This is a genomic window from Enterobacter cloacae complex sp. 2024EL-00214 (assembly GCF_043945575.1).
GTDB classification, from domain to species: Bacteria; Pseudomonadota; Gammaproteobacteria; order Enterobacterales; family Enterobacteriaceae; genus Enterobacter; species Enterobacter cloacae_P.
Genome location: NZ_JBIMRC010000008.1, coordinates 42,779 through 58,531, shown reverse-complemented (window position 1 = coordinate 58,531; position 15,753 = coordinate 42,779). Strand labels below are relative to the sequence as shown.

General features: G+C 52.4%; 21 protein-coding genes. 16 read left to right on the top strand and 5 right to left on the bottom strand.

Annotated elements, in window-relative coordinates; genetic code table 11:
• Positions 1 to 2 precede the first annotated feature (2 nt).
• From ACHHZ6_RS11020 to ACHHZ6_RS11010, 3 genes are all read left to right on the top strand, one after another.
• A complete protein-coding gene (locus tag ACHHZ6_RS11020) occupies positions 3 to 1,172 on the top strand; it encodes an HlyD family efflux transporter periplasmic adaptor subunit (protein ID WP_182274564.1) in 1,170 nt (389 codons plus the stop codon).
• 274 nt (positions 1,173 to 1,446) lie between these two features.
• Positions 1,447 to 1,746: a type II toxin-antitoxin system RelE/ParE family toxin gene (locus ACHHZ6_RS11015; protein ID WP_182272380.1), complete on the top strand. Its 300-nt coding sequence runs from the start codon at positions 1,447 to 1,449 to the stop codon at positions 1,744 to 1,746.
• A gap of 10 nt (positions 1,747 to 1,756) precedes the next feature.
• Positions 1,757 to 2,104, top strand: coding sequence for a HigA family addiction module antitoxin (locus ACHHZ6_RS11010; protein WP_182272381.1), 348 nt, complete (start codon positions 1,757 to 1,759; stop codon positions 2,102 to 2,104).
• A gap of 50 nt (positions 2,105 to 2,154) precedes the next feature.
• Here ACHHZ6_RS11010 and ACHHZ6_RS11005 read toward each other — a convergent pair whose 3' ends face one another.
• The 3 genes from ACHHZ6_RS11005 to ACHHZ6_RS10995 form a co-directional block, all read right to left on the bottom strand.
• Positions 2,155 to 2,682, bottom strand: coding sequence for a DUF6622 family protein (locus ACHHZ6_RS11005; protein WP_395122213.1), 528 nt, complete (start codon positions 2,680 to 2,682; stop codon positions 2,155 to 2,157).
• Between the two features lie 76 nt (positions 2,683 to 2,758).
• Positions 2,759 to 3,940 carry a PLP-dependent aminotransferase family protein gene (locus ACHHZ6_RS11000; protein WP_395122212.1) on the bottom strand — a complete coding sequence of 394 codons (1,182 nt, stop codon included), beginning with the start codon at positions 3,938 to 3,940 and terminating at the stop codon, positions 2,759 to 2,761.
• A gap of 73 nt (positions 3,941 to 4,013) precedes the next feature.
• A complete protein-coding gene (locus ACHHZ6_RS10995; protein ID WP_182918821.1) occupies positions 4,014 to 4,910 on the bottom strand; it encodes a LysR family transcriptional regulator in 897 nt (298 codons plus the stop codon).
• A gap of 97 nt (positions 4,911 to 5,007) precedes the next feature.
• On the opposite strand from ACHHZ6_RS10995, the gene ACHHZ6_RS10990 reads away from it, so the two are divergent.
• From ACHHZ6_RS10990 to ACHHZ6_RS10975, 4 genes are all read left to right on the top strand, one after another.
• The gene (locus ACHHZ6_RS10990; protein WP_182272385.1) at positions 5,008 to 5,610 is read left to right on the top strand and encodes a short chain dehydrogenase; all 603 of its coding nucleotides are present in this window, start codon (positions 5,008 to 5,010) and stop codon (positions 5,608 to 5,610) included.
• Between the two features lie 144 nt (positions 5,611 to 5,754).
• Entirely contained in the window at positions 5,755 to 6,054 is a 300-nt protein-coding gene (locus tag ACHHZ6_RS10985; RefSeq protein WP_182272386.1) for a helix-turn-helix transcriptional regulator, read from the top strand.
• A 9-nt stretch (positions 6,055 to 6,063) separates the two neighbouring features.
• On the top strand, positions 6,064 to 6,585 hold the full coding sequence (locus ACHHZ6_RS10980) for a rhodanese family protein (RefSeq protein ID WP_395122211.1): 522 nt from the start codon (positions 6,064 to 6,066) through the stop codon (positions 6,583 to 6,585).
• An 80-nt stretch (positions 6,586 to 6,665) separates the two neighbouring features.
• Positions 6,666 to 6,845 carry a hypothetical protein gene (locus tag ACHHZ6_RS10975; RefSeq protein WP_182272388.1) on the top strand — a complete coding sequence of 60 codons (180 nt, stop codon included), beginning with the start codon at positions 6,666 to 6,668 and terminating at the stop codon, positions 6,843 to 6,845.
• 38 nt (positions 6,846 to 6,883) lie between these two features.
• Here ACHHZ6_RS10975 and stpA read toward each other — a convergent pair whose 3' ends face one another.
• Positions 6,884 to 7,288, bottom strand: a complete 405-nt coding sequence (gene stpA / locus ACHHZ6_RS10970) for a DNA-binding protein StpA (protein ID WP_182272389.1) — start codon at positions 7,286 to 7,288, stop codon at positions 6,884 to 6,886.
• Between the two features lie 271 nt (positions 7,289 to 7,559).
• On the opposite strand from stpA, the gene ACHHZ6_RS10965 reads away from it, so the two are divergent.
• Together ACHHZ6_RS10965 and alaE are read left to right on the top strand one after the other, a co-directional pair.
• Positions 7,560 to 7,760 carry a hypothetical protein gene (locus ACHHZ6_RS10965; RefSeq protein WP_395122210.1) on the top strand — a complete coding sequence of 67 codons (201 nt, stop codon included), beginning with the start codon at positions 7,560 to 7,562 and terminating at the stop codon, positions 7,758 to 7,760.
• Between the two features lie 118 nt (positions 7,761 to 7,878).
• The gene (alaE, locus tag ACHHZ6_RS10960) at positions 7,879 to 8,328 is read left to right on the top strand and encodes an L-alanine exporter AlaE (protein ID WP_182272391.1); all 450 of its coding nucleotides are present in this window, start codon (positions 7,879 to 7,881) and stop codon (positions 8,326 to 8,328) included.
• A 32-nt stretch (positions 8,329 to 8,360) separates the two neighbouring features.
• On the opposite strand, the gene ACHHZ6_RS10955 is transcribed toward alaE, so the two are convergent.
• A complete protein-coding gene (locus ACHHZ6_RS10955; protein ID WP_182272392.1) occupies positions 8,361 to 8,705 on the bottom strand; it encodes a DUF2002 family protein in 345 nt (114 codons plus the stop codon).
• A gap of 160 nt (positions 8,706 to 8,865) precedes the next feature.
• Between ACHHZ6_RS10955 and ACHHZ6_RS10950 the strand changes: the two genes are divergently transcribed.
• The 7 genes from ACHHZ6_RS10950 to proW all read left to right on the top strand — a co-directional run bounded on the left by ACHHZ6_RS10950 (position 8,866) and on the right by proW (position 15,744).
• Positions 8,866 to 9,192, top strand: coding sequence for a DUF883 domain-containing protein (locus ACHHZ6_RS10950; protein WP_182272393.1), 327 nt, complete (start codon positions 8,866 to 8,868; stop codon positions 9,190 to 9,192).
• Positions 9,193 to 9,377: 185 nt separating this feature from the next.
• Complete coding sequence (nrdH, locus tag ACHHZ6_RS10945; RefSeq protein WP_182272394.1) at positions 9,378 to 9,608, top strand: glutaredoxin-like protein NrdH; 231 nt, start codon at positions 9,378 to 9,380, stop codon at positions 9,606 to 9,608.
• Positions 9,605 to 10,015, top strand: coding sequence for a class Ib ribonucleoside-diphosphate reductase assembly flavoprotein NrdI (nrdI, locus tag ACHHZ6_RS10940; protein WP_182272395.1), 411 nt, complete (start codon positions 9,605 to 9,607; stop codon positions 10,013 to 10,015). Before nrdH ends, nrdI begins: the two co-directional genes overlap by 4 nt.
• Positions 9,988 to 12,132, top strand: a complete 2,145-nt coding sequence (gene nrdE, locus ACHHZ6_RS10935; protein WP_395122209.1) for a class 1b ribonucleoside-diphosphate reductase subunit alpha — start codon at positions 9,988 to 9,990, stop codon at positions 12,130 to 12,132. Before nrdI ends, nrdE begins: the two co-directional genes overlap by 28 nt.
• Positions 12,133 to 12,141: 9 nt before the next feature.
• Positions 12,142 to 13,101, top strand: a complete 960-nt coding sequence (gene nrdF / locus ACHHZ6_RS10930) for a class 1b ribonucleoside-diphosphate reductase subunit beta (RefSeq protein WP_182272397.1) — start codon at positions 12,142 to 12,144, stop codon at positions 13,099 to 13,101.
• 380 nt (positions 13,102 to 13,481) lie between these two features.
• Positions 13,482 to 14,684, top strand: coding sequence for a glycine betaine/L-proline ABC transporter ATP-binding protein ProV (proV, locus tag ACHHZ6_RS10925; protein ID WP_182272398.1), 1,203 nt, complete (start codon positions 13,482 to 13,484; stop codon positions 14,682 to 14,684).
• On the top strand, positions 14,677 to 15,744 hold the full coding sequence (gene proW, locus ACHHZ6_RS10920) for a glycine betaine/L-proline ABC transporter permease ProW (protein WP_395122208.1): 1,068 nt from the start codon (positions 14,677 to 14,679) through the stop codon (positions 15,742 to 15,744). Before proV ends, proW begins: the two co-directional genes overlap by 8 nt.
• Positions 15,745 to 15,753 lie beyond the last annotated feature (9 nt).

Genomic DNA, 15,753 nt, shown 5'->3' with positions numbered 1-15,753 from the left:
CGATGGACGATCTGGATAACTCACTTGATTCTGAAAGCGGTTATTCCGGCGCGCGCCGTATTGTGTCGTTAACCCTGCTGCTGTTTATCGTCACTGGCGTCTGGGCGTGGTACGGCATTCTGGATGAGGTTTCGACCGGCACCGGGAAAGTGATCCCCAGCTCGCGCGAACAGGTTTTACAATCGCTGGACGGCGGGATCCTCACCGAACTCAACGTTCACGAGGGTGACCAGGTGCAGGCCGGACAAGTACTGGCGCGGCTTGATCCGACGCGCTCAGAATCAAACGCCGGCGAGAGTGCCGCACGCTACCGCGCGTCGCTGGCTTCCAGCGCGCGTCTGTATGCCGAGGTCAACGATCTCCCGCTGAAATTTCCCCCCTCACTGGCAAAATGGACGGAGCTGACAGCCACCGAAACCCGGCTGTATAACTCGCGACGTGCTCAGCTGGAAGACACGCAACGCGAGCTGCGTGCCGCATTAGATCTCGCCAACAAAGAGCTGGCGATCACCCAGCGCCTGGTTAAAACCGGGGCAGCGAGTCACGTGGAAGCCCTGCGCTTGCAGCGGCAAAAAAGCGATCTGGAACTGAAACTCACCGACGTACGTTCGCAGTATTACGTTCAGGCACGCGAGGCGCTATCCAAAGCCAACGCAGAAGTGGATATGGTCACTGCCGTCCTGAAAGGGCGTGAGGATTCCGTCGCACGCCTGACGGTAAAATCCCCGGTGCGTGGGATCGTCAAAAACATCAAAGTCACCACCATCGGCGGTGTGATCCCACCTAACGGCGTGCTGATGGAGATTGTTCCCGTGGACGATCACCTGCTGATTGAAACCCGTCTGTCGCCGCGTGATATCGCCTTTATCCATCCTAACCAGGAAGCATTGGTCAAGATCACGGCCTATGACTACGCGATTTACGGCGGGCTTCACGGGGTAGTTGAAACCATTTCGCCGGACACCATTCAGGACGAAGCCAAACCAGAGGTGTTCTATTACCGGGTGTTTATCCGAACCAGCCAGGACTATCTGACGAATAAAGCGGGGAGACACTTTTCGATTGTACCGGGGATGATTGCGACAGTGGATATCAAAACCGGAGAGAAAACGGTGCTGGATTATATGATTAAGCCGTTTAACCGGGCAAAAGAAGCGCTGAGGGAACGGTAAGCATTGCCGGTTATCCGCACGATGGTGAGAGAGTAGATAATACGACGCCCTCTCCTTTCAGGGGAGAGGGATACCGTTTGTGCAACGCCATACATTTTCCCTGAAGCCATCTCGCAAACTCAACTTATTCTGCCCATCCCCCTTACAAAGCGCTTCAGAGAGGCGTATCACTGCTCTCCATCCACAACATACAGCACCAAAAAAATGCACTTGCGCACAGTGCAGAAGTGCAATAAAATTCACTCAGCTTCATGGAGCGGAGCTAACAAGCATTATGATTAATCATTTTCGCGATCAATGGCTTGAGGATTTTTTTCTTTATGGGAAATCGAGCAATGTGATCCCTTCTGGCCTTGAAGCAGCTCTGGCGAGAAAGCTGGATATTATCAATGCAGCAACATCTCACCGGGATCTGCGATCGCCACCAGGCAATATGTACGAAACATTGAATCCTCCACTAAAGGGGTTTTCCTCAATTCGCGTTAACAGGCAATACAGGCTGGTATTCAGGTGGGTAGAGGGTAAAGCAGACGATCTCTATCTTTCACCCCATAAATACACGCTATACAAATGAGGCATGACTTATGGCACTCCAACAGGCACTTCGCAAACCCACCACGCCGGGTGATGTGTTGCAGTATGAGTATCTTGAACCGCTCAATCTGAAAATCAGCGATCTCGCGGACATGCTGAATGTGCACCGCAACACCATCAGTGCGCTGGTGAATAATAACCGTAAGCTGACTGCCGATATGGCTATCAGACTGGCTAAAGCCTTTGATACCACCATCGAATTCTGGCTGAACCTGCAGCTGAACGTAGACATCTGGGAAGTGCAGACCAACTCACGGACGCAGGAAGAGTTAGGCCGTATCAAGTGCGTTGCGGAGATCCTGGCAAAGAAAAAGTCTGGCCAGCCGGATGTCGCCTGACCGTTCATCAGGACGGCAGGCTTAGCGGTGTGACAAAAGGGTTGCTGTCATTACTCTGTTTCCTGCGGTTGTGCTGTAAAATAGACACCGACATAGCGGGTAAATTTACCGATAAACACCCCTGCAAAAACTCCGCCGGAGACAATCGCAAATGCGCTCATGGCGGGCTGTTGTAAAGTTTGCGGTGAAATGGCGCTCATCACGCCCAGCACATATTTCACCAGAAACGCCAGCATCATAAACGGCAGTGCCGTGTAATCAGCCTGACGGAAAATACTGCGCGGTGCAGCGGCGCGGTTGATCGCCGTCGGTTTAATCAGGACGTACCCTGTCGCAGCTCCCGCCAGAATACCCGCCATCCACAGAGCGATGGTGGCGACACTAAGCTGGCGGTAAATCACCAGATCGTAAATATCCCAGATCAGAAAAATCGACGGAATGATGGCAAGCTTTTCCAGGGTAACCGTGGCGGGTTTGCGGGCTTTGACACCGCGGGAAATCAGAAAGACAAAAAGCACCCACACCCAGATGGGCGTGTGGCTCACAACACCCGTAATGAATTCAGCCATGTGGTTCACCGCGCTGGTGACGAGAAATCAGGAATTCGATAAGTATTGCGCATAACAGCGTAACTGCCATTATGCGCAGGCCGGTTTACAGTGAGATCTTCAGGCGTCTCACCGCCTCTTTCAGTTGTTCATCCGTTGGCGTGACAAACGACATACGCAACGTCGTGTGATCTGGCTCATTGCAGTAGAAGAATTCACCCGGCACAAAAACCACGCCGTTGCTTAACGTCTTTTCCAGCCAGCGGGTGGTATTAATGCCATTGTTCATTTTGGCCCACAGGAACATCCCGCCCTTTGGCTTATGGAATGACATCACATCACCCAGCTCGGCTTCCAGCTCACGTGCGAATGTCTGGTATTTCTGACGGTAGGCTTCGCGGATCATTTTAATCTGGTCAGCCAGACGGCCGGTTTTCAGATATTCATACGTCATCAGCTGCGACAGTGTGCTGGTGTGCAGATCGGTCGTTTGTTTCAGATTCACCACGGCTCTTTTCAGCCACTCCGGTACAATCACCCAGCCCACCCGGGTTCCCGGTGCGAGAATTTTAGAAAAGGTCGAGGTGTAAACCACATTGTCTTCATTACCGATGGCCCTGGCATGCGCAATTAACGGGCGGAAGACTTCATCGGTGTAATTTATTTCACTGTAGGGATCGTCTTCGATAATGACGAAATCATAACGCTTCGATAATTCCACCAGCTGTTTGCGGCGTTCTTCGGAAAGCGTTACCCCGCCCGGGTTGCCAAACGTCGGGACAATATAAACCGCTTTAATCGTTTTATTTGCCACCAGCGTTTCCAGCTCGTCGACAATCATCCCTTCGCCGTCAGTCCCCACAGATTCAAATTTCGCCTGTGCCAGACCAAATACCTGCAATGCGGCCAGATAAGTAGGACGTTCTACAACGACGATATCACCAGGATTAATTAATGCGCGCGCCAGCACATCCAGAGATTGTTGCGAACCGGACGTAATGACCACATCGTCGGCCTTGCATTGAATACCACGACCCGCACAGATCTGCTGAATACCCTCGCGCAGCCCCGGAACACCCTCCGTCAGACCATACTGAAACGCCTCGCCAAAATGCTGGGATAACACGGCATCTGCAGCAATTTTCAGGCCTTCATGATCGAAAAGTGCCGGATTAGGAATACCGCCTCCCAGCGAAATGACGCCTGCCATTTTGCTATGTTTTAATAATTCACGGATGGCAGATGATTGCAGGCCCTGCGCACTGCTGGCGAGTTTACTCACAGACATTCTCTCGTTACCTTCTCTTTTTTATGATGTGCCTAATCTTAGTAGCACATGTCTGCGATTTTGATAATTACTTTTATGGATCTGCCGGGTCGCGCACCGCCTGCATAATATGCGCGATAAATTCAGTGAGCTTGGGTAACGGTCTGAGATCCTGCCGCCACAACAGATGCACCGGCCTCGGCTCCGGGGTGTTGTTTTCCAGCACCCGCACCAGCCTGCCGCTTGCCAGCTCTTCTGCCACCAGCACTTCCGGTTGCAGTAATAATCCCGCCCCGGCTTTTGCCGCCATGCGTAGACCGTAGCCATCGTTACAGCGCAGGATCGCATCCCGCTTCCAGCGTACCTCCCCTTCCACACCCGGCAGCCGCCACTCGTTGCGCGCAGTCCAGACCGTATGTGACAGGCACAGATGATCCACCAGATCGGCAGGCGTTTGCGGCGTGCCGTAGCGTGCTAAATAGTCCGGAGCGGCGCAAATCACCATCCGGTACGGGCAAAGAAATTTCGCCACCAGATCGTCGTTGTGAATGTCACCAATACGAATAGCCAGATCAACACCTTCATCCACCAGATCCACTTTCCGGTTAGTAAGATCCAGCTCCACGCGAACTTCCGGGTAGCGCTGCAAAAACGTGGCGGTGAGTGGCGCAATCACGCATCCGCCAAACGAGGTGGGAGCCGTGACGCGCAAGGTTCCGGCGGGAGTCGCGCGTAGCCGCTCAACCGCATTTTCGGCAATAGCAACCTGCTCCAGTACCCGCTTTGCCTCTTCAAAATAGACACGCCCGGCATCTGTCAGGCTCTGACGACGCGTATTACGCTCCAGCAGGCGCGTACCAAACTGAGACTCCAGCAACGCAATGTACTTCCCCACCATCACCGCCGACATCTCAAGCCGTGACGCCGCGCCGGTAAAACTCCCACTTTCAACCACGGCAATGAACGTCTCCATACTGCGAAGCTTATCCATATTACAAACCCCTGATTAGCAATCATCTAACTTTAGCCCAGTTTATCTGACTTTTGATTTATTAAAGAATGAAGGCTCACAACATAAGGAGTCTGCTATGAAAATCGTAATTATTGGTGCCAGCGGTACGGTGGGTCGTGCAGTAACGGAAGAGCTGGGTCGTCGCCACGAGGTTGTCCGCGTGGGTCGTACTCAGGGCGATCATCAGGTCGATATTACCTCTCAGGAAAGTGTGCAGGCGCTGTTCGAAAAAATCGGTCCGGTGGATGCCATTGTCTCGGCCAGCGGCGGTCTGTTCTTTGGCCCACTCGCCACCATGAAAGACAGCAACTTCAACCAGGGCTTACAGGATAAGCTGCTCGGACAAGTGCGTCTGGCGCTGACCGGACAGCACTATCTGAACGAAGGTGGCTCGATTACCCTGATTAGCGGGATTGTGGCGCACGAACCCATTGCGCAGGGCGTCAATGCCACTACGGTGAACGCCGCGCTGGAAGGGTTTGTCCGTGCTGCGGCTTGTGAACTGCCGCGCGGCATTCGCATCAACCTGATCAGCCCAACGGTACTGACGGAATCCGCCGAAGCGTATGATGGATTCTTCCCCGGCTTTGAAAGTGTTCCTGCCGCCACCGTTGCCCTGGCCTACCGCCGCAGTGTGGAAGGGGTACAAAGCGGACGGGTGTATAAAGTAGGTTATTGAGTCACTTCCGGCGCTGATGATCAGTTTGGCCTTCAGCGCTGGCGTGCCCAGCTGATGGTTTATTCCTTTCTTTACACTTTTGGCACTGGCTAAGTTCGCGTCATTAGTTTAGCATTACCTTAATTAAGAAAATACTAAACTAATATGAACGAACTCGAACAACTTCAGGCCAGCGCAGCACAAGCCGCAGCGCTGTTAAAAGCCATGAGTAACCCGCGCAGGTTATTAATCCTGTGCATGCTGTGCGGTGCTCCCGGTACCAGCGCGGGGGAACTGGCTCGTGCCACGGGGTTAAGCGCCTCCGCCACATCTCAACATCTTGCACGTATGCGTGAAGAGGGTCTTATCGATAGCACCCGCGAGGCGCAGCGCATTCTTTATTTCATTAAAAACGATGCGGTGAATCAGCTCATCAGCACCCTGAAAACCCTTTATTGTCCATAAGGAGCCGCCATGTCTCTTCCTCTTATTTCTCCACAAAAGGCGAATGCGCTCGTCAATGTCGGCGCAAAACTGATTGATATTCGTGATGCCGACGAATACGCCCGCGAGCATATTCCAGTCGCACAGTCGGTTCCGCTGGAAACCTTGCCTGGCGGGCTGAAGACACAACCTGGTGAAACGGTAATTTTTCACTGCCAGTCTGGCGCACGGACATCAGACAATGCCGCCCGTCTGGCGCAGGTCGCATCCCCTGCTCAGGCCTACGTGGTCGAAGGCGGTATTCAGGGCTGGAAACTGGCCGGGCTGCAGACCATTGAAGACAAATCGCAGCCGCTCCCGCTGATGCGGCAGGTGCAAATTGCCGCCGGGCTGTTGATTCTCTGCGGCGTCGTGCTTGGTTACAGCATTTCCAGCGGCTTTTTCCTGCTCAGTGGTTTTGTGGGTGCCGGGCTGCTGTTTGCCGGTGTAACCGGTTTTTGTGGAATGGCGCGTCTGCTGAAAGTGATGCCGTGGAACCGACGTACCTCGTAAGCAGTACCCCGGCAGAATAGGCTGTACCCAGTGCCAGACGTGGGCTAAGGTGGAGAACACGATAACGATGAGGAGGTACTATGTTTTCTGTCGGTGATTATGTGCAACCGCGTAAAGGCGGCCCGAAACTGAAAATTCTCGAAGTGAACGGCGAGAGTATTGTGGCAGTGCAGGCCAGCAATGAGCAGGGTGAGAAATTCACGCTGAGCTCCGCAGATGTTGCCCTGTACACCGAAGACGGTGATTTCGGCGTCTGCTAAATATGCAACCGGGCGGAGTCTTCCGCCCGGCCCACGGATTAAATCAGAAATTCATCCAGTGATTTACCGTTTGCCAGTGCGCTGGCGATTGGTTTCGGCGTGCGGCCCTGACCGGTCCACGTTTTCTCTTCACCGTTCACGTCAATAAAGCGATATTTTGCTTCACGCGCTTTGCGTTTTTTCGCCGGATTGCCCGTCTGAGCCAGTTGAGAACCGAGCAGATCGGAAGGTGAAATACCATCAGCTTTCATCTGTTCCAGCAAAGCATTAATTTTATCCTGCTGTTCAGCGCGTTGTTGCTCGAACTCTTCCTGCTCGCTACGTTTCTCTTCCGCAACGATCCTGACTTTTTCCAGCATTTCTTCAAGAACATCCAGGGATAATTCACGCGCCATTGCACGCAGTGTACGGATATTATTTAGATTCTGTAACGTCAAAGACATATTAATTGAAAACCTTTTTTGTGGTAAGTCGAGAAATCAAAGAACAGAATAATTCATTTCCCCTTCAATATCTACCCATCTAATTTCTCAGCCATTGCTGTAAATAGTTTGAAATATTTAAACTTAATATTGCTCTAATTCTGGATAAAGCATGGGGGGATATAACGCTGCACGATGAGCGAATGCATAAAAATGCAACACAGAAGAATAAAACAGACTGAACAAAATCAGCATTTTTATCTGCAAAATCAAAAAATGAAGAACAATTATCATGAAGCGAATGTTTTTTGCTCAAAACAAGAAATACCATGCTGATAACATGGTTAATCCGGGAGGGAGAATCATGCAAACAGATCACAACAACATGATTTTAAACAACAAAAACAATAAAGAAAAAGAAAATAACGAGGCGATTAAAAATCAATCGATTTTAGAGAGTTTTGTGGACAAAACGGTAATAAATAAAAATTAATCACTAATTGTTAGTTTCAAACCAGAGATATACGCTATACACACCAAACAAAGCAACCTAAAGCACTAAAAGCTTCGGGTAAAACGTTACTATCGTGTTCTTCTCAAGGAGTTCAGACATGTTCTCACCGCAATCTCGCCTGCGCCATGCGGTAGCGGATACCGTCGCGATGGTTGTCTACTGCTCCGTCGTGAACATGCTGATTGAAATATTCCTCTCCGGAATGTCCTTCGAGCAGTCGCTTTCTTCTCGTCTGGTGGCGATCCCGGTAAACATCCTTATTGCATGGCCTTACGGATTATACCGCGATGCGGTGATGCGTTTCGCCCGTCGTATGAGCCCGGCAGGCTGGGTGAAAAATCTGGCAGACGTACTGGCATATGTCACTTTCCAGTCTCCGGTCTACGTGGCGATTTTGCTCACGGTTGGCGCAGACTGGCATCAAATTGCCGCTGCGGTGAGCTCGAACATTGTGATTTCAATGTTGATGGGCGCGGTGTATGGCTATTTTCTCGACTACTGTCGTCGCCTGTTTAAAGTCAGCCAGTACGACCAGGCAAAAGCGTGATCAGGAGCGACTGGCGTATGCCAGTCGCAGACCTATTGTACTTCGCCAAACAGTCCCTTCAGGAACCGTTCCAGCGCCATACGCGAACTGAAACCATGCGGAATACCATAATGTTCATGCGTTTCCCCACCTAAATAGAGGGGGAATTGCTGATAATGATCGCAGGTTTTAATATCCGAGGCAGGCTCAGCAAATGACTGGCTTCTGTCTTTCAGCGTCGGATGAATAATGAGAGCCGTACGCCCCATTCTCGCTTCACGGTTAACATAAACATAATTCTCACCACGGCGATATCCATAGGCTTTTGGTGTCACTTCGTCCATGATGAATCCCGCTTTTTCAAGAACGCGCGCCACCTCATCGGGTCGTAAATACATATCTCTTCCTCGTTATTTTTTCCTGCCGGGCAACCTTACCGTATTCAGCATTAGCAGGGCTTTCAGAATATTCCATAAACTGCCGGATAAGTCGTGACTCGCTTCAGATATTAAAATTCTGGGCTAAACTCAATGCGAAGGTAAAATTACGGAGGATCGTATGTTTAACAGACCGAACCGGAATGATATTAACCACGACACCCAGGATATTCGTAATGATGTCAGCCAATTAGCAGACGCGCTGGAAGAAGTACTGAAATCCTGGGGTTCTGATGCAAAGGACGAAACGGATGCCGTAAAACGTAAGGCTCAGTCTCTGTTGCGTGAAACCCGCGCCAGAATGCATGGCCGTCATCGTGCGACGCAGGCAGCCTGTGACGCGGCGAGTTGTGCAAATACCTTCGTCCGTGAGAGACCACTCTGTGCCCTGGGCACGGTCGCCGCCGTCGGCATCGTCGTAGGGGCTCTGCTCAGCCTGCGTAAGTAAAAACCTGTCGCGATACGTCTGCCCTGCCCCGCTGTGCTCATCACCGGGGCAATAACACGCCAAACATCCCATATATTGTGTGGTTGAAAATCACAACATCTACATCTAGTATTCCTTTAGCGCAACACACACAACCTGACGCGATGACTCGCGCCGTTTTCTCATTTTAAATGGAAATACGAATCATGAGCATTGTTATTTACACTCGTAGCAATTGTGTTCAGTGCCACGCAACCAAACGCGCAATGGAAAACCGCGGCGTGGCGTTCGAGATGGTGAATATCGATCTGGTCCCGGATGCCGCCGATACCCTGCGCGCGCAAGGTTTCCGCCAGCTCCCGGTCGTCGTCACCGGAGAAACCAGCTGGTCTGGCTTTCGTCCGGATATGATTAATCGCCTGGCCACCCGTGCATGAGCAGGCTGGTCTACTTCTCCAGCAGCTCGGAAAACACGCTCCGCTTTATTGAGCGCGTCGGGCTGCCAGCGATACGTATTCCGCTCAACGAACGCGAGCGGATCCAGGTAGAGGAACCTTACATTCTGGTGGTTCCCAGCTATGGCGGCGGAGGTACGGCAGGCACGGTACCGCGTCAGGTGATCCGCTTTCTGAACGATCCCCACAACCGACAGCTTATTCGCGGCGTTATTGCGGCAGGTAATCGCAATTTCGGTGAGGCATTTGCCCGCGCCGGGGATGTTATCTCTCAAAAATGCGGCGTGCCGTATCTCTATCGTTTTGAACTGATGGGGACACAGCAGGACGTAGAGAACGTGCGTAAAGGAGTAAACGAATTTTGGCAACGACAACCGCAGAACGCGTAATTCAGGCGATACCGGATTACCACGCACTAAACGCGATGCTTAACCTCTACGATCGCGATGGCCGTATCCAGTTTGGCAAAGACCATGATGCGGTGGACGCCTTTTTTGCCGCCCATGTCCGCCCAAACAGCGTGACGTTTGCAAACCCAAATGAACGTCTCGACTACCTGGTCAAAGAGGGGTATTACGAAGAGCGGGTACTCGCCCGCTATGACCGCGCCTTTGTGGTGATGCTGTTTGAGAAGGCCCATGCCAGCGGTTTTCGTTTCCAGACGTTCCTGGGTGCATGGAAGTACTACACCAGCTATACCCTGAAAACCTTCGACGGCAAACGCTATCTCGAGAGTTTTGAGGATCGCGTGGTGATGGTGGCGCTCACGCTGGCTCAGGGTGATGAAGCGCTGGCAGAACGTTTAACGGATGAGATCCTGTCAGGTCGTTTCCAGCCCGCCACACCGACCTTCCTCAACTGCGGCAAAGCCCAGCGCGGCGAGCTTGTTTCCTGCTTCCTGCTGCGTATCGAAGACAATATGGAGTCAATTGGCCGCGCGGTGAACTCGGCGCTGCAGCTGTCTAAACGCGGTGGCGGCGTGGCGTTTTTGCTCTCTAACCTGCGCGAAGCGGGTGCGCCAATTAAGCGCATTGAAAACCAGTCCTCCGGCGTCATCCCGGTGATGAAAATGCTGGAAGATGCCTTCTCCTATGCCAACCAGCTTGGCGCACGTCAGGGCGCGGGGGCGGTCTATCTGCATGCGCATCATCCGGACATTCTGCGTTTTCTGGATACCAAACGCGAAAACGCCGACGAAAAAATCCGTATCAAAACCCTGTCACTGGGTGTCGTGATCCCGGATGTCACCTTTACGCTCGCGAAAGAGAATGCGGACATGGCACTCTTCTCGCCGTATGACATTGAACGCATTTACGGCAAAGCCTTTGGCGATGTGGCGATAAGCGAGCTTTACGATGAGCTGGTTGCCGATGACCGCATCCGCAAAACGACCATCAACGCCCGCGACTTCTTCCTGCGGCTGGCGGAAATTCAGTTTGAATCCGGCTATCCCTACATCATGTACGAAGACACGGTAAACCGCGCAAATCCGATTGCCGGGCGCATTAATATGAGCAACCTGTGCTCGGAAATTTTGCAGGTCAACAGCGCGTCCACCTATGATGAAAACCTGGACTATGCGGGCATCGGTAAAGATATCTCCTGCAACCTCGGGTCGCTGAACATTGCCCACACAATGGATTCACCGGATTTTGGTCGCACGGTGGAAACCGCCATTCGCGGGCTGACGGCAGTGTCGGACATGAGCCACATTCGCAGTGTGCCGTCCGTTGAAGCGGGTAACGCCGCGTCGCACGCCATTGGTCTGGGGCAGATGAACCTTCATGGCTACCTGGCGCGGGAAGGTATCGCTTACGGTAGCCCCGAAGGGCTGGATTTCACCAACCTCTATTTCTACACCATCACCTGGCATGCGCTGCATACCTCGATGCAGCTGGCACGCGAGCGCAACCAGCGCTTCGCAGGTTTTGAACTGTCGCGCTATGCCAGCGGCGAGTACTTCAGTCAGTATCTCGAAGGCAGCTGGACGCCGAAAACAGAGAAAGTGCGGGCGCTGTTTACCCGCGCGGGGATAACGCTTCCTACGCACGAGATGTGGCAGCAACTGCGTGACGATGTGATGCACCACGGTATCTATAACCAGAATTTGCAGGCGGTGCCGCCGACGGGGTCTATCTCGTACATCAACCACGCCACGTCGAGCATCCACCCGATTGTGTCGAAAATTGAGATCCGTAAGGAAGGCAAAACCGGGCGCGTTTACTACCCTGCCCCGTTTATGACCAACGAGAATCTTGCGCTCTATCAGGACGCCTACGAAATCGGCCCGGAGAAGATCATCGATACCTACGCTGAGGCGACAAAACACGTGGATCAGGGGTTGTCGCTGACGCTCTTTTTCCCGGACACCGCCACCACGCGCGATATCAACAAAGCGCAGATTTATGCCTGGAAGAAGGGCATCAAGACGCTCTACTACATTCGCCTGCGCCAGCTTGCGCTGGAAGGCACTGAAATTGAAGGCTGCGTGTCCTGCGCGCTGTAAGGAGAAAGGATGAAACTGTCACTTGTCAGTGCCGTTAACTGGAACAAAATCCAGGATGATAAAGACCTGGAGGTGTGGAACCGCCTGACCAGCAACTTCTGGCTACCAGAAAAAGTACCGCTCTCCAACGATATTCCGGCCTGGCAAACGCTAAGTCATGCCGAGCAGCAACTGACGATCCGCGTCTTTACCGGCCTGACGCTGCTGGACACCCTTCAGAACAGCGTGGGTGCGCCCGCGCTGATGACCGATGCGCTGACACCGCATGAAGAGGCGGTTATGTCGAACATCTGCTTTATGGAGGCGGTACATGCCCGCTCCTATAGCTCGATTTTCTCCACGCTTTGCCAGACCAAAGATGTGGATGCCGCCTACAGCTGGAGTGAAGAAAGCAACGCTTTGCAGCGTAAGGCGAAACTGGTACTGGAGTATTATCAGGCCGACGAGCCGCTGAAGAAGAAAATCGCCAGCGTGTTTCTGGAGTCTTTTCTCTTTTATTCCGGCTTCTGGCTGCCGATGTACTGGTCGAGCCGTGGCAAGCTAACCAACACCGCAGATTTGATTCGTCTCATCATTCGTGATGAAGCGGTTCACGGGTATTACATTGGCTATAAGTACCAGAAAGGGCTGGAGAAAGTTAGCGAGGAAAAGCGTGAGGAGTTGAAAGGTTTTGCGCTCGATTTACTGATGGATCTTTACGACAACGAGCTGAGCTATACCGCAGAGCTGTACACTGGAAGCGGCTGGGAGGAGGATGTGAAAGCATTCCTTTGCTACAACGCCAACAAGGCGCTGATGAACCTCGGCTACGAAGCACTGTTCCCGCCAGAAATGGCGGAAGTAAACCCGGCGATTCTGGCGGCGCTGTCGCCGAATGCCGATGAAAACCACGACTTCTTCTCCGGGTCTGGCTCATCGTATGTGATGGGCAAAGCGGTAGAGACTGAAGATAAGGATTGGGATTTTTAAAAACGCCCTCTCATCCGCCCTCTCCCCAAAGTGGCGAGGGTCAGGGAGAGGGGAAATTAATACTGATTAATTTAATATAAACTTCATTATTTACCCTTAATATGCCAAAACCATCTACACTGTAATGTCCACGTCATATTCACCTGAATCACTCCAGTTCAGGTGAAATTTCCCTGTGCAACAACAAAAAATCCAGAAAAATTCAAACCACGCTCAGCCCTTTACTCATGGGAAATTCAGCCACTTCACCTGCAGCAAAATTCACACCATAAGTAGCCTCAGGGTTGTCTCAGATTCTCAGTATGTTAGGGTAATACCCGCTAACTATTTACCATGGTAATCATATCGACATAAACAAATAACAGGACATTCTCTATTGCATGGCAATTAAATTAGAAGTGAAAAATCTTTATAAAGTATTTGGTGAGCATCCGCAACGTGCTTTCAAATATATCGAAAAAGGACTTTCGAAAGAGCAAATTCTGGAAAAAACCGGGCTATCGCTTGGCGTTAAAGACGCCAGTCTGGCCATTGAAGAAGGCGAGATTTTCGTCATCATGGGGTTATCCGGTTCGGGTAAATCCACTATGGTTCGCCTTCTCAATCGCCTGATTGAACCCACCCGTGGACAGGTGCTGATTGATGGTGTGGATATCGCCAGAATATCAGATGCTGAGCTCCGTGAGGTGCGCAGAAAGAAGATTGCGATGGTGTTCCAGTCATTCGCGCTGATGCCGCATATGACGGTATTAAATAATACCGCCTTTGGCATGGAATTAGCAGGCATTGCGGCCGATGAGCGCCAGGAAAAAGCGCTGGATGCATTGCGTCAGGTAGGTCTGGATAATTATGCTCACGCATACCCGGATGAACTTTCCGGCGGGATGCGTCAGCGCGTGGGATTAGCCCGCGCATTAGCCATTAATCCAGACATTTTATTAATGGATGAAGCGTTCTCGGCGCTTGACCCGTTAATTCGTACCGAGATGCAGGATGAGCTGGTAAAATTACAGTCGAAACATCAACGTACCATTGTCTTTATTTCCCACGATCTCGATGAAGCGATGCGTATTGGCGACCGTATTGCCATTATGCAAAATGGTGAGGTGGTGCAGGTCGGCACGCCGGATGAAATTCTGAATAATCCGGCGAATGATTATGTGCGTACCTTCTTCCGCGGCGTGGATATTAGCCAGGTCTTTAGCGCCAAAGATATTGCCCGCCGTACCCCGAACGGCATTATCCGTAAAACACCAGGTTTCGGTCCGCGCTCCGCACTCAAGCTTTTGCAGGATGAAGACCGCGAATATGGTTATCTGGTTGAACGCGGTAATAAATTTGTAGGCATCGTCTCGATTGATTCCCTGAAAACCGCACTGAGCGAAAATCAGGGAATTGATGCGGCGCTAATCGACGCGCCGCTTGCCGTAGATGCCGAAACGCCGCTCAGCGAGTTGCTCTCTCACGTGGGTCAGGCACCGTGTGCCGTGCCGGTAGTGGGTGCAGAACACCAGTACGTCGGCATCATCTCAAAACGCATGTTGCTGCAGGCTTTAGACCGCGAAGGGGCAAACAATGGCTGATCAATCGAACCCGTGGGGAACCACTGAGGCAGCGGACAGCGCTGCACAATCTGCCGACGCGTGGGGGTCATCGACACCTGCGCCAGCCGATGGCAGTTCGGCAGACTGGCTCAACAGCGCCCCAGCGCCTGCGCCAGAACACTTCAATATTATGGATCCGTTCCACAAAACGCTGATCCCGCTGGATAGCTGGGTCACGGAAGGGATCGACTGGGTGGTCACCCACTTCCGTCCGGTATTTCAGGGGATCCGCGTCCCGGTGGATTACATCCTGAATGGCTTCCAGCAGCTGATGCTGGGGATGCCCGCACCAGTAGCTATCGTGCTGTTCTCGCTGATCGCCTGGCAGTTTGGCAGCACAGGCATGGGTATCGCTACGCTGATCTCGTTGATTGCCATTGGTGCCATTGGCGCGTGGTCACAGGCGATGATCACCCTGGCGCTGGTCCTGACCGCCCTGCTCTTCTGCGTGGCGATCGGTTTGCCAATGGGGATCTGGCTGGCGCGAAGCCCGCGGGCAGCGAAAATTATTCGTCCGCTGCTGGATGCGATGCAAACCACTCCGGCGTTTGTTTACCTGGTACCAATCGTGATGCTGTTTGGCATCGGTAACGTGCCGGGCGTAGTGGTGACCATTATCTTCGCCCTGCCGCCGATTATTCGTCTGACCATTCTGGGGATTAACCAGGTGCCTGCCGATCTTATCGAGGCATCACGCTCGTTTGGGGCCAGCCCGCGTCAGATGCTGTTTAAAGTCCAGCTCCCGCTGGCCATGCCAACCATTATGGCAGGCGTCAACCAGACGCTGATGCTGGCGCTCTCAATGGTGGTGATCGCCTCGATGATTGCCGTAGGTGGTCTCGGCCAGATGGTACTGCGCGGTATTGGCCGTCTCGATATGGGACTGGCGACCGTGGGCGGCGTAGGCATCGTGATCCTCGCCATTATTCTTGACCGCCTGACCCAGGCTGTCGGTCGTGATTCACGCAGTCGCGGCAACCGTCGCTGGTATACCACCGGCCCTGTCGGATTACTCACCCGTCCATTCACCAAATACTAAGGAACAACG

Excerpts from the sequence above, each read along its gene's own strand:
- nrdI (WP_182272395.1), top strand. The coding sequence starts at position 9,605 with ATGAGCAGGCTGGTCTACTTCTCCAGCAGCTCGGAAAACACGCTCCGC.
- proV (WP_182272398.1), top strand. The coding sequence starts at position 13,482 with ATGGCAATTAAATTAGAAGTGAAAAATCTTTATAAAGTATTTGGTGAG.
- nrdH (WP_182272394.1), top strand. The coding sequence starts at position 9,378 with ATGAGCATTGTTATTTACACTCGTAGCAATTGTGTTCAGTGCCACGCA.
- ACHHZ6_RS10990 (WP_182272385.1), top strand. The coding sequence starts at position 5,008 with ATGAAAATCGTAATTATTGGTGCCAGCGGTACGGTGGGTCGTGCAGTA.
- stpA (WP_182272389.1), bottom strand. The coding sequence starts at position 7,288 with ATGTCTTTGACGTTACAGAATCTAAATAATATCCGTACACTGCGTGCA.
- ACHHZ6_RS11000 (WP_395122212.1), bottom strand. The coding sequence starts at position 3,940 with ATGTCTGTGAGTAAACTCGCCAGCAGTGCGCAGGGCCTGCAATCATCT.
- ACHHZ6_RS11015 (WP_182272380.1), top strand. The coding sequence starts at position 1,447 with ATGATTAATCATTTTCGCGATCAATGGCTTGAGGATTTTTTTCTTTAT.
- ACHHZ6_RS10950 (WP_182272393.1), top strand. The coding sequence starts at position 8,866 with ATGTTTAACAGACCGAACCGGAATGATATTAACCACGACACCCAGGAT.
- ACHHZ6_RS10955 (WP_182272392.1), bottom strand. The coding sequence starts at position 8,705 with ATGTATTTACGACCCGATGAGGTGGCGCGCGTTCTTGAAAAAGCGGGA.
- proW (WP_395122208.1), top strand. The coding sequence starts at position 14,677 with ATGGCTGATCAATCGAACCCGTGGGGAACCACTGAGGCAGCGGACAGC.
- ACHHZ6_RS10975 (WP_182272388.1), top strand. The coding sequence starts at position 6,666 with ATGTTTTCTGTCGGTGATTATGTGCAACCGCGTAAAGGCGGCCCGAAA.
- ACHHZ6_RS10985 (WP_182272386.1), top strand. The coding sequence starts at position 5,755 with ATGAACGAACTCGAACAACTTCAGGCCAGCGCAGCACAAGCCGCAGCG.
- ACHHZ6_RS11010 (WP_182272381.1), top strand. The coding sequence starts at position 1,757 with ATGGCACTCCAACAGGCACTTCGCAAACCCACCACGCCGGGTGATGTG.
- ACHHZ6_RS11020 (WP_182274564.1), top strand. The coding sequence starts at position 3 with ATGGACGATCTGGATAACTCACTTGATTCTGAAAGCGGTTATTCCGGC.
- nrdF (WP_182272397.1), top strand. The coding sequence starts at position 12,142 with ATGAAACTGTCACTTGTCAGTGCCGTTAACTGGAACAAAATCCAGGAT.
- alaE (WP_182272391.1), top strand. The coding sequence starts at position 7,879 with ATGTTCTCACCGCAATCTCGCCTGCGCCATGCGGTAGCGGATACCGTC.
- ACHHZ6_RS10965 (WP_395122210.1), top strand. The coding sequence starts at position 7,560 with ATGAAGCGAATGTTTTTTGCTCAAAACAAGAAATACCATGCTGATAAC.
- ACHHZ6_RS10980 (WP_395122211.1), top strand. The coding sequence starts at position 6,064 with ATGTCTCTTCCTCTTATTTCTCCACAAAAGGCGAATGCGCTCGTCAAT.
- ACHHZ6_RS10995 (WP_182918821.1), bottom strand. The coding sequence starts at position 4,910 with ATGGATAAGCTTCGCAGTATGGAGACGTTCATTGCCGTGGTTGAAAGT.